Below are 14,187 nucleotides of genomic sequence, written 5' to 3'. Positions count from 1 at the left end.
TTGCTTTTTTTAGGAGCCAAAAAGACATTTTTTAGGTATAATATTAAACTTAATTTGGGTAAAACTTACGGAATAATGAAAAAGTTATTAATATTTACAACATTATGTTTGTTTCTAGGTGCGTGTCATCATCATACACCGCGATATAATCCTGTTGTTAGAATAAAGTATTCGAAAAACACGGCTAATAACAGAAGTAATTCTAGTAGTTATGTATCTATCACTCAGAATCCATGGCAATATATGCTTAATCAGATTGATGCCAATGTTCCTGAAAACAGCCGAATTAAAGCAGAACGAGAACGATTATTACGTAATCCTAAAGGATTTGAAACGGTTGCCTTACGTTCTGAACCTTATGTTTATTACATTATTAATCAACTTCGTAGGAATAATCTACCTGCTGAATTAGCTTTAGTTCCTCTTATTGAGAGCGCTTATGACCCACTTGCAACATCACCTGCACAAGCTGCGGGACTGTGGCAATTTGTACCAGTGACAGCTAGAGAGTATGGGTTACAACAAAGTAATTCATTTGATGCCCGTAGGGATCTAATTGCCTCCACTAATTCTGCAATATCACTGCTACAAAATTTAAATAACCGTTTTAATGGGGACTGGCTTTTAACACTTGCAGCTTATAATGCGGGTGAAGGTCGAGTCAGAAAAGCCATTGAGAAAAATCAGGCAAAAGGTTTACCAACAAATTATTGGTCATTAGACTTGCCAACTGAAACCATGCACTATGTACCTAAAATTTTAGCTATCATTGATATTGTTAAAAATAATAAACGATATGGTATTAAGTTACCTGATTGTAATTACGAAAATTCGCTTGTTAGAATTGATATTTCTAAAAATATTTCATTAGCTAAAATTGCTAAATATTCTAAACTATCGCTTGATGAATTAACAACATATAATGCAGGATATGTACAACAAACAGTAAATGGTCCTTTTCATCTGCTTGTTCCTTATACTCATGCTCATGATTTATTTAAAAAATTACAAAAAGAAAATCTTGTTGCAAATGAAGTTACAGAACTTCTACAAGATACTCCTCATGCTAATATGCCATTTGAATTTAGATCAAGTTTCATTCAAAGCAAAAGCATTGTAAGTAGAGATAACTTTTCTAGAAATGAAAAAAAGATTGCTTATCTTGTCAAAGCAGGAGATAGTTTATATTCCATAGCAAAAAATTATCGTGTAAAAATTACTGATATATTGCAGTGGAATAATCTAAAAAATTCTAGAGTTCAAGAAGGTGATATCTTAACAATCAATCTTGCCAATGCAAATCCAATCTAAAATTTACTAATAGAGGATTATGATCTGATGCGGTTGTGCTAATAATTTCAGCTGCGTTAAGTTGTAATCCTCGGTAAAAAATAAAATCTAACGGTCTGCCCATAAATCTCTTACGAATATCGATTGAAAAATTAACAGGCTTAAGTTCAATTGAATAAACAAGATGATACAATAAATTCAGTCGCTGTCTACTCCATGCATTAAAATCCCCAGCCAAAATAACTGGACCATTATGTTCTTTTATTCGGGTTAATAACATGCGTATTTGTTGACGGTAGACTTTTACACCAATACTAAAATTTACAGCATGAATATTAGCAACTAATAATTGTTGCTTAGAATCTCTAATCGGATAAATAGTAATTAAAGCAGATTTAGGAACACGAATTAATGGTTCTCTCTCTCTAAAAGAGAAAAGTGAAGTTGGTAACGAGTCAGAGATTGTCATGACCCCAGCATAAATATTGTTAAAACAATATGCAGGGACATGATCGGCAATTTTATTATGCTGTGAAATAAAATGAAGTAAAGGTAATGTTGTTTGTGCTTCTTGTAATAAGATTAGTTTAGCTTTATCAGCATATTGTTTGAGTACAGTAATACAATCAGATTTCTTTTGTTTAAAAATATTCCAAACTAAAACAGTAAATGATGTTTGATCGATTAACGGTTTATTAACTGTAATTTGTTGGTTAGGCAATAGCAACTCAACTTCGTTGCTTGCCTGATAACGTAAAGTATAACATCGATTTTTAAACATTTTTATCGTTCAACTTTTTCTGCAAATATTGATCAAAAGTTAAAGTATCACTCTGCTCTTTCTTCCTCTGTTTTTCAATAGATAAATTGCGTTGTTGAACAAAATCACCTTCAGTTAATAATGTTAAAGGTTCTGCCATAAGCTGTTTTTTATATTGGCTTGCTAAAGCTAAACCAAATTTTGCTGTACCTAAATCGCTTATTGCTTGTAGTGTTCTTGCTGATAAAGTTAATTCAGGTTGATCAAACATCAAATCTAAACGCTCACAAACATTACGATAACCCTGCTTGTCATCTTGATGATCTAAAACATCAGCAACACGTAATAAATCTTTGAATAATTGGTGTCCAACTTTGGACAAAGGTTCTCGATAGCTATTGCAACCAATACCAATCTCAAGCCCTGGTTTTCGTCCTTCCATTATTACCCTATTCCAATTTAATTTGGCACACTCAAGTTCTTGACTGCTCATTTCAGGCGCTGGTGCTAGTGCACACCAAATTAAAAATAGATCGATAAATCGTATCTGTTCTTCAGTAATCCCCACCGGTGAAAATGGATTAACATCTAATGCGCGTACTTCAATATATTCAATACCGCCACGTAAAAGTGCATCCGACGGCGACTCCCCAGTCATTGCAACTCTTTTAGGTCGAATTGGCCCGTAAAATTCATTTTCAATTTGCAATACATTATCGTTTAATTGACGATAATGACCATCGACTTTGATACCCAGTTTAGCAAATTCCGCTGATTTTGTATGCGTTGCTCGTTTTAATCCTTCAACATAAGTATCTAAATGATTAAAAGTAATGCCTAGTTGTTTTTGTGCATTATTAGTATACCCTATATCGCTTAACCTTAAAGAGGTTGCGTAAGGCAAATAACAATTACCATTTGTTTGTTCAATAAAGGCTTTTGCTTTTTGTGGATCTTGAATAAATGAGGAGCACATCGATGGTGATGCTCCAAACAAATAAGGAATAACCCAACCAAAGCGATAATAGTTACGAATCAATGTAAAGTAGCCTTCAGAAATAACAGCTTTACCCTCTTCTGTATTTTTTACACCATCTCTTGCTTGCCAAAATGCCATAGGTAATGAAAAATTATAATGAACGCCAGATATGGTTTGCATCATTGCACCATAACGGTTTTTTAAACCTTCTCGATAAACCGTTTTAAAACGCCCTTCATTTGATGATCCATATTGAGCTAAAATAATATCTTCTTCATTGGCAACAAAACATGGCATACTTAATGGCCACATCATTTCGTCATCAATATTTACACTAGCATAACGATGCAAATCGCGTAAAAACGTTAGCATATAATCAATATTGGTATTAACCGGTGTAATAAATTCTAGCATTGATTCAGCAAAATCAGTTGTTATCCAAGGATGAGTCAACGCTGCGCCAATTTTTGCGGGAAATGAAGTTTTCGACAATGTCCCGTCAGGCAAAATGCGTAAAGTTTCACGTTCAACACCGCGTTGAATACCTTGTAAGATGGTGTAGTGTTTTTCTAACCAGTTAAGCGCTTTAGAAACATCAGGAATCATATTTTGCCTTCCTTAAATGAAATTATTTATTTTTTTATATTAACATAATTTGATATTAACAATGGTCTAATTTATAACAACCTTTAAAATAAAAACTAAATATAATTTGTAATTTAATGATTAGAAAATACAATTCACTATTTTTATTACAGATAATTGAATATTGGTAGATCTTAAAATATAACAACTATCTAATAGATTGAAGATAATATTAGGGTTTGATAATTAAATTATTTATCTTTTCTTTGTAATAAAACCAAGACTTCCATATGAGAAGTATGGGGAAACATATCAAACAGTTGCACTTTCATGATTTGATAGTTGGATAACAACATCAAATCTTCGACTAACGAGGTTAAGTTGCAACTTGAATATAAAATATAGCTTGGTTGTACATTTTCTAAATACTGCATAAGCACTTTACCAACCCCTCGTCTTGGTGGATTAAGCAGCACTAGATCTGGAGTGTGTTGTTCAGCAATAGCGTATTGAGTAGCATCAAGTGATTTAAACGTTAACCGCTTAAAACCTAACTTGTTAGCTGATTTTGTTGCACATTCAATCGCATCTGGACTAATTTCAATTCCTGTTAGCTGGATTTGATTTTCAATAGCAAGACTAACACAACTTAAGCCAAAACCACCTACACCACAAAACAGATCCCAAATTGAGTGAATAGATAAATTTGTGACCCAGTCACTTGCAGTTTTATAAAGATTGCTGGCAACATCACTGTTTGTTTGAAAAAAACTTTTAGGCTTAATGAAAAGAGGAACGCCATTTAATGTCATTGGTAAAAATGAGGTGTCGGTTAAAACTAACTCTTCTTCCCCTTCTAAAATAGCTGCATGATTAGGTTGGATATTTATTGAAATTACCTTTAAGTTTTGTATTTTATCTTGTAATTGTTTAAAAGAATTATTTATTTTTTCGACAAGTTTGTGCGATTTTAAAACAAATCGCAGCATAAAACAGCTTATATTATTCTCTTTACTTTCAGTAACAATAACAAATTTCAACTCTCCTTTTCGCTTATTAATATTATAAGGTACAAGCCCCTGTTTACGGATGAAAGTTCGAACAAGTTTTAGGATGTTTTGCATACTATTTGAGTAAAGAGGACAATCACATAAATCGACCATCTCATTATCTGTTTGTATCCCTAAAATAGGTCTTTCAACAGTACCTAACACCGCCATTTTTGCTTTATTACGGAAAGCAAACTCATTACTAGCAAACGGTTCAACAACGTCATTAGGTTTAAATTGAGTTAATTGTTGTAACAGATTATTTTGTTTTTCTGCTAGTTGTGCATGATAGGGCTTATCCATCCACTGACAAGATAAACATTTTTTCTGCTGATAAAAACGACATTGCATTGCGATAAAACCCTTTCTTATAATGAGTTATTATATATATAAAACCGTATTGAAATAAGTATAATTTTTTATTTTATACTAAAACATATACTTTCCTGAAACTTTTTTACAAAATTTTATAAGAATATAAGCAAAATGCATAATTAATCATCCGGTATGATTTGACGAAATAGCGGGGTATGATAGGATATTGTCATTAATATTACAGGAAAAATTTAATGTCTATAAAGTTAAAAACCCCCGTCGAAATTGAAAAAATGCGAATAGCTGGAAAACTTGCAGCTGAAGTATTAGAAATGATTGAACCTTATGTTAAACCGGGCATTAGTACTGGTGAACTAGACAAAATTTGTTATGAACATATTGTTAATGTTCAAAAAGCTATTCCAGCTAATATTGGCTATAGTGGCTATCAACACACTAGTTGTATTTCAATTAATGATGTGGTTTGCCATGGTATTCCAAGTTTTGACAAAAAGCTAAAAGATGGTGATATTTTAAATATTGATGTAACAGTTATCAAAGATGGTTATCACGGTGATACTTCTAGAATGTACATTGCTGGTAAACCAACTATCGCAGGTGAAAAATTATGCCAAGTTACACAAGAAAGCCTTTACGAGGCGATTAAAATTATCAAACCTGGCATACGTTTAAAGGAAATTGGTAAAACGATTCAAAAATATGTCGATAAATTTGGTTTTTCTTCAGTTCGGGAATATTGTGGTCATGGTATTGGTGAAGTCTATCATGACAAACCTCAAGTTTTACATTATGACGCTGATGACGGCGGTGTAATTTTAAAACCAGGCATGACTTTTACTATTGAACCTATGATAAATACAGGCGATTGGCGTACCCGTACCATGAAAGATGGCTGGACAGTCAAAACCAAAGATCATGGTCTTTCGGCACAATATGAACATACCATTTTAGTTACTGAAAATGGTGTTGAAGTCTTAACATTACGTAGTAATGAAGATTTTCCTCGCATTATTGAACACTAAATAAAAAGATTCAACAATAGTTTATTGTTGAATCTTTTCACTTATAAATTTCTATCTATAATTTTTATATTCGAATTTTTTTGTGCTAATTTTTTATTTAGTTCATCGAGTTTACTTCTATGTATATCTTTTTTTAGAGAACGAACATAAGAAGCACATATAATAGCAAACCCACTGTTTACACTTAGCAAAAATAATAAACCTATAAGTAAACGCTTAAAAATTCGTTCCAGTTTAAATTTCATAAAATCTTAATATAATAAAGTATACAATTTACGTCGATAACTACTAGCTAACGGGTTACTTGTTCCTAATGCTGCTAGTAAATCAAGTAATGTTTTCTTCACTTGTCCGTCACCAACATTAAGATCTTTTGTCAGCGGTTTAAATAACAACTCTAATGCTTCCTCATGACGCCCTACATGCATTAATTGAGAAGACAATTGAATCATTAATTCAACGTTATCAGGATGTTGAGCAAATTCTGCTTGTAATTGCTGTAATTCAGGAGAATTAGCGGCTTGTTCAAGTAGTTCTATTTCGGCTTGTAATCCATGATAACTTGAATCTTGATCTTGTAGAGGAACAGTTGCAAGCACTTCTTTTGCTTCATTTAGCTGTTTAAGTTCAATTTGTGATTTTATTAGCATTAATGCAATATCTGTTCTTGGTTTACCCAAATGATCGGTAAGTGATTTCCAAGTTTGCCGTAACAGTGGTAATGCTTCTTCATATTTGGCTTCATGAAATAAATTTTGTGCTTCAATTAATTTAAGCTCATCTTCATTTGGTAACACTTTTTCTAAAAAATTTTTGATGGTTTCTTCAGATTGAGGTCCTTGAAAACCATCTACAGGTTGACCATTTTGAAATAAATAAACCGTTGGGATAGCCCGTAAACCAAATTGAGCAGCTAACATTTGTTGTTCATCACAATTAATACTGGCTAAAATAAATTGCCCATGATGTTCATTAGCCAATTTAGTTAATGTTTGAGTCATTACCTCATAATTTGGACTTCTAGCTGACCAAAAATAAAATAACACTGGGGATGTCGATGATCTTTCAATCACCTCTTGAATATTTTGCTCATTAACATCAAAAATAAATTGATTTTGCATATTATGTCCTAGGGTATAATGATTTATTATTTATTCTTTAAAATTTTATCCATTAATCTATCAGGAAGCAAACGTTTAGCAATAGCTGCTATTGTCGTTATTTTTGTTACCCTGTAACGTATTTTAGGCTTGCTGTGTTCAAGGGCATGGAATAAGTAAGGCAAAACAGCCTCGGGCGGTAAAGTAAATCGTTTAGCTATAGGTGGATTTTTTACCATATTCTTTTGCTCTGTTTGATTTACATTGTTTGAAAAATATGTCTTTAATGGGCCAGGTTCAATTAAACAAACCTTGATATTGGTTTGTGCTAATTCCAGCCTTAACACATCAGACCAAGCTTCTAAGGCATATTTGCTGGCTGAATAAGCACCTCTCCCTGGCGTTGCAACAATACCAACAATTGAACTTGTTTGAATAATACGCCCTTCATTTTGTTCTAGCATGGCTGGAAGCAGTAATTGCGTCAACTGATGGACACCAAAAAAATTGGTGGAAAATTGAGATTCTAACTGCTCCCGACTGATCGTGCTTAATCGACCATAAACACCGTAACCTGCATTGTTAAATAACGCATATAATTTGCCTTCAGACAAAGTGAGAATTTCTTGAGCAGCTTGCTTGACTGATTCAGGATTGTCAAGATCAAGAAGCACAGTTTCAAATCCTTGCTCGATAAGTTTTTGTTGGTCCAATGATTTGCGACACGAAGCAATAACACGATAGCCACGTTTTTTTAAAGCAATGGCCGAGATCAGCCCTATTCCACTTGAGCAGCCTGTAATAAATATTGTTCGCAATTTCAGCTCCGATTGATTCATATATTGTCAAATTTATTTTCTCAAACTATGATAGCACATCTAATTTGAAGTTACCCAAACTAAGCCAAGAGGATCGCATGAAAATTGCTATTATTGCTGCAATGGAAGAAGAAGTAGCCATATTAAAAAGTAAAATCACACATTATCACGTTGAGCGTTATTTAGGTTGTGATTTTCATTTAGGTCAAATTGCTGGTTGTGAAATCGTACTGCTCCAATCTGGTATCGGTAAAGTAGCAGCATCATCAGGTACTACGTTATTATTAAATAATTATAAAGTAGATGCTGTTATCAACACTGGTTCGGCTGGTGGGTTATCGTTCGACCTTAATATTGGTGATATTATTGTTTCAAAGGATGTTTTTTACCACGATGTTGATTTGACTGCTTTTGGTTACAAGCCAGGTCAAATGTCAGGTTGTCCTGTAGCATTTGATGCTGATCAAAAATACCAATCATTAGCAAAAATCTGTATCAAAAAGCACGGAGTTAATGCGATTGAAGGTTCAATTGGTAGTGGAGATGCTTTCATAAATGGTAAAAGTAATTTAGCAAGAATAAAACAAACTTTCCCAAATGCTATTGCTGTTGAAATGGAAGCCGCAGCTATTGGTCATGTTTGCTGGTTATTTAAAGTACCATTTGTGGTTGTTCGAGCTATCTCGGATAATGGAGATAATGAATCTACAGTTGATTTTCAATCCTTTTTAAAATTAGCTGCAACACAATCATCACTCATTGTTGAATCAATGCTAAGTGAGCTTGCGTGAGTTATCTTTTTTGGTTTGACATATTAGGTACTATAGTATTTGCTATTTCTGGTGTATTACTAGCAGCTAAAAAAGAGATGGATCCAATCGGGGCCTTAGTGCTAGCGGTCATCACCGCTATTGGTGGTGGTACAATCCGCGATATTGTTTTAAATCATGGGCCGATCTTTTGGATCACTGATTCCACTGATCTGTATATTGCTATCATCACCTCGTTAGTCACCATGCTCTTATTACGTTACTCATCATCAATTACAGTCCCTAAATGGTTATTTTCTGTATTAGATGCAATCGGCCTTGCTGTATTTGTGGGTATTGGCGTGAACAAAGCGATTTATTCTGACGTAAACAGCTTAGTGGCGGTTTGTATGGGAGTGATGACTGGAGTAGGTGGTGGTATTATTCGAGATGTACTTGCTCGAGATATTCCAATGGTATTTAAAACCGATATCTATGCCACTGCTTGCGTCATCGGCGGAACAATCCATGTTATCGCCTATAATGCATTCAAACTACCTTTGGAATATTCAACATTCATTGGTATTTTGGTTACACTGGTTATTCGATTATTAGCTATCTATCGTAACCTGACTTTGCCTATTGTTGGATTAAAAAATCATTAAATGTACAAACTATGCTTACATTTAACCAATAATCAAAGACAATACTGCTCAAATAAAGGTTTACGCCAACCTATTAATAATTCTGGTACCTTCCCCTTTTTATCGATTTTCCACTTTATGTATTGATTAATTAATCGACGTGAAAGCAATAAATCCTCACTAAGACCTGTTTGTGAAGAAATAGTCAGTGCTGCTTGTTTTAATTCATTAGTAATTTTTTTATAATCTGGATAGCTATTAACTCGGCGAATTGGTTGAATTTCGGGTATGGGAGTAGATAAAAGATCCAAAATTATTTGACCATACAAGCGAATTTCTTTCCCTTTCATACCTAACTTATCAAGTTCTCCTAATGATGTCGGTGAAAAGCGTGCAATTTTCAATAATACTTCTTCATGTACTACAAAATTTATAGCAATATCTTGTTCTTTTGCTAATCTATATCGCCAGCTCGCTAATTTATACAATTGTCCTAAACTTTTCCCTTTCAATTGCCAACTATTTTTAATATTTAGATAAGCATCATTTGGATCCATTAATTCCGATTTACGGACAACCGCCATTTGGCACTCTTGATAAGCTGCTTGTAAATAATGATTAGTACTTAACTGTGATTTTAAAATATTAATTAGTGGGAAAAGATATAACACATCATTAATAGCATATTTACACTGTTTTTCAGTTAATGGACGTTTTAGCCAATCTGTTCGGGTTTCACTCTTATCAAGTTCGACCCCTAAATATTTTTTTACTAAACTAGCATAACCACTACTTAATGGATTATCTAAAAAAGAAGCTAATATTTGGCTATCGACAATCGGTGTTGGAACACAGCCAAAATGATAAGAAAAGACCTCAATATCTTCACTACATGAATGAAAATATTTTTCAATAGTTGGATTATTTAATATAGCCAAAAAAGCCTGCCAATCAGTAATACTAATTGGATCAATTAATGCTGCATGTTCACCATTAAATACCTGCAGTAAACCCAAATGAGGATAAAAGGTTCGGGTTCGAACAAATTCAGTATCTAAAGCCAAAGCCGAGCTATTTTCGATTTTTGAACAATAATCAGCTAACTGATCATTACTAATAATAAGTTGATAAGACAAAATTAAATTCCTGTTCAAATATATTTATTCATTGTGTGTATTTTTGTCAAAAACGATATCCATTACCACGATCTCGGAACGAGTCATTAAACGAATTGGTGGTCCCCAAAATCCATATCCACTACTCACAATGCTGCTAAAATGATGATCTTCGTTTCTATATAATCCATAAGTATTTTTATACATTAATTTTTCAATAATATTAATAGGAAATATTTGCCCAGCATGAGTATGTCCAGAAATCATCAAATCAACCCCCAGTTTTTCTGGCTCATTAAGGTCTTTTGGTTGATGATCTAATAAAATAATTGGCGAATCAGTATTAGTAAACATAATAAGATCTGCCAGTGAAGCCCTATTTACATTATAACGAAATGAAGAAAAATCATCTCGGCCCACTAATGTAATCCCTATATCATCGAAATAAATGATATCATCCTTTAGTACTTTCATACCTGCTTGCCTAAAAGCATTAGCAATATCTTCTTCGCGGTTATTTTCTTGGTTAGTGGCTAAGTATTCATGATTACCAAAAATAATATAAGTACCATATTTTGATCTTAATTGTTGAAATTGCTTATCAAAACCATTTTGTGTAAAAGGTTTTAAACGTTTATCTAATGTATCCCCCGTAATCACAATAAAATCAGCATTAAGCTTATTCACTTCATCAACCATTTGTTGAATAAATCGATGTGTCGTTTGTTCATTAAGATGAATATCGGAAAGTTGAACAATACGTAAATGCTCAACATTTGCAGGTTTATCAATTTTAACTTGGTAATGCACAATCTTGGGATTAATTGCCATTTCATGACCAAAACAAAACAATAATACCGAGGCAATAATATAAACAATTTTAAGCCATAAATTGGGTTTAACCTTTTTTTTACTAAGCCAACGTACAATGTCAAAAATAAGCGAGGTAAAAACGCAGCAAATCATCAAACCAGTAATGACATTACAGCATAATGGTAGCCAATAAGTTGATATATTATTAAATATTTTAGAAAAGGTTAGCGATAATCCAGCTATAAAAACAACGATCCAATAAATAAATTGATGATAGCCGATAAAATTAAAATCAAACCAAAATAGCCATCGTTTTCCAAGATAGATAGTTATTAAAACACTAACAACAATCGCTATAACAATAGTAATAAAATCGACAAAACCCATAATTATCCGAGCAATTAAATATAAAAAAATGATATGATAACAGAATTAATTTCTATAGTACCAATTAGTTTTATGGATACCAAAAAAGACCAGCTATTCTCGACACCAATAGATAAATTAGGCGATTGGACATTTGATGAAAAAGTCGCTGAAGTTTTTCCTGATATGGTGCAGCGTTCCGTACCTGGTTATTCTAATATCATCTCAATGATCGGCATGTTAGCAGAAAGATTTGTACAGCCTAATTCAACGATTTATGATTTAGGCTGTTCCTTAGGTGCTGCCACATTATCTATTCGTCGTCATGTTAATCACGAAAACTGCCATATTGTTGCGGTAGATAATTCCCAGCCCATGGTTGATCGCTGTAAAAGGCACCTTGAATCATATAAAGCAAATACACCAGTGGATGTAATTTGTGATGATATTTGTAACCTCAATATGCAAAACGCGTCAATGGTAGTACTTAATTTTACTTTGCAGTTTTTGACGCCAGCAAATCGCCAACGTATCTTAAATAACATTTATAGCGCATTAAATCCTAATGGTATTTTAGTGCTGTCTGAAAAATTTAGTTTTAGTGATTCAACTATCGACGAATTGTTATTTAATATGCACCATGATTTTAAACGTGCTAACGGCTACAGTGAACTAGAAATCAGCCAAAAACGTAATATGTTAGAAAATGTCATGCTAACAGACACCATTGAAACTCATAAACAGCGACTGTCTGAAGCTGGTTTTAAACATATAGATACATGGTTTCAATGTTTTAATTTTGGCTCTATCATTGCCATAAAATAACTGATTGATTTAAGCTTAATTGATAAGGAAAACAGAATGATTGACTTTGGTGATTTTTACCAGATTATCGCAAAAAGTAAACTGAGCCACTGGCTAGAAGTCTTACCAGCACAACTGGCAAACTGGCAAAATCAAAATATTGATAACCGTTTTAATCAATGGCTCAATAGTATTAAACACTTACCAACTATCACCCCTTATCAAATTGATTTACTGCATAGTGTAACAGTCAATAGTGAACAATCTATCTCGATTGGTGAACAGCAACGAATTACTCAACTACTAAAAAACATGATGCCATGGCGCAAAGGCCCTTTTCACTTATATGGTATTGATGTTGATACAGAATGGCGTTCAGATTGGAAGTGGGAACGCTTAATTAAGCATATTGATAATTTAGAAGGTAAGATTGTTTTAGACGTGGGTTGTAATAGTGGTTACCATTTATGGCGCATGATTGGCGCTGGAACAAAACTTGCTGTAGGAATCGATCCTATGGCACTTTATCTATGCCAATTTGAGGCTATTCGTAAATTATTGGGTAACGATCAAAGAGCGCATTTATTACCACTTGGTATTGAGCAGTTACCCAAACTTGGCGCTTTTGATACAGTCTTCTCAATGGGCGTTTTATATCATCGTAGGTCGCCACTTGATCATTTATTTCAATTAAAAGATCAACTCGTTGAAAATGGTCAATTAGTACTCGAAACATTAGTCATTGATGGTGCTGAACATACAGCACTCATGCCGGGTGAACGCTATGCTCAAATGCGGAATGTTTATTTTATTCCATCAGTTCCAACAATGATTAATTGGTTAGAAAAATGTGGATTTTCTGATGCAAAACTGGTTGATATATCACTCACCAGTTTGGATGAACAACGTAAAACAGAATGGATGACATCGGATTCACTCGCGGACTTTTTAGATCCAACCGACTTAACAAAAACCATTGAAGGCTATCCTGCTCCAATGCGGGCGGTTTTTATTGCTAAAAAATAAGAAGAAATTGGCTAAATATTGTGTTTATTCATTAATATTAGTAGTGAATTCTACTTTAACCAATTGAACTTAATGAATATCGACTATTAGTCATAATGATTATTGTCAATGGCCACCGGCTAGCCAATAATTTGAAATGATTATAATAACTCAAATTTAGGACTAAACTAAAGTATATTGTTGTCACTACACTAGTACGTAGAAAATCAATTGCATTCAGATAGATATACATTATTTTTTAACAAGATAATCATAAACAGTATACTTTTAATGATATGCAGGTTGGTTATTGCAACGGATTAATCTATCTATATTCTTGTGGTGATAACATTAACTGTTTATATTTCTGCTTTAATATTGCCAATTGCTGCTCTATTGATAATTTATCTGTAACTAATTAATTTTATTATCATTTCACAATAAAATCTTTTCAATATACCCATTTATTCTCGAATTTATACCTGATATATAAGCTAGCTCATCACCTTGATAATAATTTAAAGCTCCTTCTAAATTATCATGTAGTACCAAAAGACTATAAGCAAGCTGCTTGGGAATATCAGATTGTTGCGTATAATTAACTGCAGTTTGATCAAGTAAATCATAGAGATAATTAACGCTATTTTGGTCTAATTTTTCTGCAAACCTTAATTTTTCAACTATAGTTATAATGAAATCATTAATATCAATATTTGAGTTATGCATATTAACTCACCTTTACTTAACTTAAC

Annotated in this window: 14 protein-coding genes; 6 read left to right on the top strand and 8 right to left on the bottom strand. The window is 33.1% G+C overall.

Features of this window, described 5'->3' with window-relative positions; all coding sequences use genetic code 11:
• Window positions 1–243: 243 nt before the first annotated feature.
• Entirely contained in the window at window positions 244–1,311 is a 1,068-nt protein-coding gene (locus ACYIAL_RS05325; RefSeq protein WP_483751152.1) for a transglycosylase SLT domain-containing protein, read from the top strand.
• On the opposite strand, the gene ACYIAL_RS05320 is transcribed toward ACYIAL_RS05325, so the two are convergent.
• The 3 genes from ACYIAL_RS05320 to rlmC form a co-directional block, all read right to left on the bottom strand.
• Window positions 1,283–2,071 (bottom strand): endonuclease/exonuclease/phosphatase family protein, encoded by a 789-nt coding sequence (locus ACYIAL_RS05320; protein WP_483751151.1) that lies wholly within the window; start codon window positions 2,069–2,071, stop codon window positions 1,283–1,285. The two genes, ACYIAL_RS05325 and ACYIAL_RS05320, sit on opposite strands and share 29 nt — an antisense overlap.
• Window positions 2,064–3,635: a glutamate--cysteine ligase gene (gene gshA / locus ACYIAL_RS05315; protein ID WP_483751150.1), complete on the bottom strand. Its 1,572-nt coding sequence runs from the start codon at window positions 3,633–3,635 to the stop codon at window positions 2,064–2,066. Before gshA ends, ACYIAL_RS05320 begins: the two co-directional genes overlap by 8 nt.
• 230 nt (window positions 3,636–3,865) lie before the next feature.
• Window positions 3,866–5,014: a 23S rRNA (uracil(747)-C(5))-methyltransferase RlmC gene (gene rlmC / locus ACYIAL_RS05310; protein ID WP_174797805.1), complete on the bottom strand. Its 1,149-nt coding sequence runs from the start codon at window positions 5,012–5,014 to the stop codon at window positions 3,866–3,868.
• A 218-nt stretch (window positions 5,015–5,232) separates the two neighbouring features.
• Here rlmC and map point away from each other — a divergent pair, with 218 nt between their 5' ends.
• Window positions 5,233–6,021 (top strand): type I methionyl aminopeptidase, encoded by a 789-nt coding sequence (map, locus tag ACYIAL_RS05305; protein WP_483751149.1) that lies wholly within the window; start codon window positions 5,233–5,235, stop codon window positions 6,019–6,021.
• Between the two features lie 251 nt (window positions 6,022–6,272).
• On the opposite strand, the gene ACYIAL_RS05300 is transcribed toward map, so the two are convergent.
• Both ACYIAL_RS05300 and ACYIAL_RS05295 read right to left on the bottom strand, forming a co-directional pair.
• On the bottom strand, window positions 6,273–7,142 hold the full coding sequence (locus ACYIAL_RS05300) for a co-chaperone YbbN (RefSeq protein ID WP_483751148.1): 870 nt from the start codon (window positions 7,140–7,142) through the stop codon (window positions 6,273–6,275).
• A gap of 26 nt (window positions 7,143–7,168) precedes the next feature.
• Window positions 7,169–7,960: an SDR family oxidoreductase gene (locus ACYIAL_RS05295; protein ID WP_483751147.1), complete on the bottom strand. Its 792-nt coding sequence runs from the start codon at window positions 7,958–7,960 to the stop codon at window positions 7,169–7,171.
• Between the two features lie 77 nt (window positions 7,961–8,037).
• Between ACYIAL_RS05295 and mtnN the strand changes: the two genes are divergently transcribed.
• Entirely contained in the window at window positions 8,038–8,730 is a 693-nt protein-coding gene (gene mtnN, locus ACYIAL_RS05290; RefSeq protein ID WP_483751146.1) for a 5'-methylthioadenosine/S-adenosylhomocysteine nucleosidase, read from the top strand.
• The gene (locus ACYIAL_RS05285; RefSeq protein WP_483558276.1) at window positions 8,727–9,353 is read left to right on the top strand and encodes a TRIC cation channel family protein; all 627 of its coding nucleotides are present in this window, start codon (window positions 8,727–8,729) and stop codon (window positions 9,351–9,353) included. Before mtnN ends, ACYIAL_RS05285 begins: the two co-directional genes overlap by 4 nt.
• A gap of 32 nt (window positions 9,354–9,385) precedes the next feature.
• Here ACYIAL_RS05285 and rnd read toward each other — a convergent pair whose 3' ends face one another.
• Both rnd and ACYIAL_RS05275 read right to left on the bottom strand, forming a co-directional pair.
• Complete coding sequence (rnd, locus tag ACYIAL_RS05280; RefSeq protein WP_174797810.1) at window positions 9,386–10,468, bottom strand: ribonuclease D; 1,083 nt, start codon at window positions 10,466–10,468, stop codon at window positions 9,386–9,388.
• Window positions 10,469–10,492: 24 nt separating this feature from the next.
• On the bottom strand, window positions 10,493–11,647 hold the full coding sequence (locus tag ACYIAL_RS05275) for a metallophosphoesterase (RefSeq protein ID WP_483751145.1): 1,155 nt from the start codon (window positions 11,645–11,647) through the stop codon (window positions 10,493–10,495).
• 33 nt (window positions 11,648–11,680) lie between these two features.
• Between ACYIAL_RS05275 and cmoA the strand changes: the two genes are divergently transcribed.
• Together cmoA and cmoB are read left to right on the top strand one after the other, a co-directional pair.
• Complete coding sequence (gene cmoA, locus ACYIAL_RS05270; RefSeq protein ID WP_174797812.1) at window positions 11,681–12,451, top strand: carboxy-S-adenosyl-L-methionine synthase CmoA; 771 nt, start codon at window positions 11,681–11,683, stop codon at window positions 12,449–12,451.
• A 36-nt stretch (window positions 12,452–12,487) separates the two neighbouring features.
• Window positions 12,488–13,456 carry a tRNA 5-methoxyuridine(34)/uridine 5-oxyacetic acid(34) synthase CmoB gene (cmoB, locus tag ACYIAL_RS05265; RefSeq protein WP_483751144.1) on the top strand — a complete coding sequence of 323 codons (969 nt, stop codon included), beginning with the start codon at window positions 12,488–12,490 and terminating at the stop codon, window positions 13,454–13,456.
• Between the two features lie 414 nt (window positions 13,457–13,870).
• Here the strand turns inward: cmoB and ACYIAL_RS05260 are convergent, their stop codons facing one another.
• Window positions 13,871–14,161, bottom strand: a complete 291-nt coding sequence (locus ACYIAL_RS05260) for a hypothetical protein (RefSeq protein WP_174797814.1) — start codon at window positions 14,159–14,161, stop codon at window positions 13,871–13,873.
• Window positions 14,162–14,187: the final 26 nt, after the last annotated feature.

The organism is Gilliamella sp. X-57, from assembly GCF_057063565.1.
This window is presented reverse-complemented; position numbering and strand designations above follow the sequence as displayed.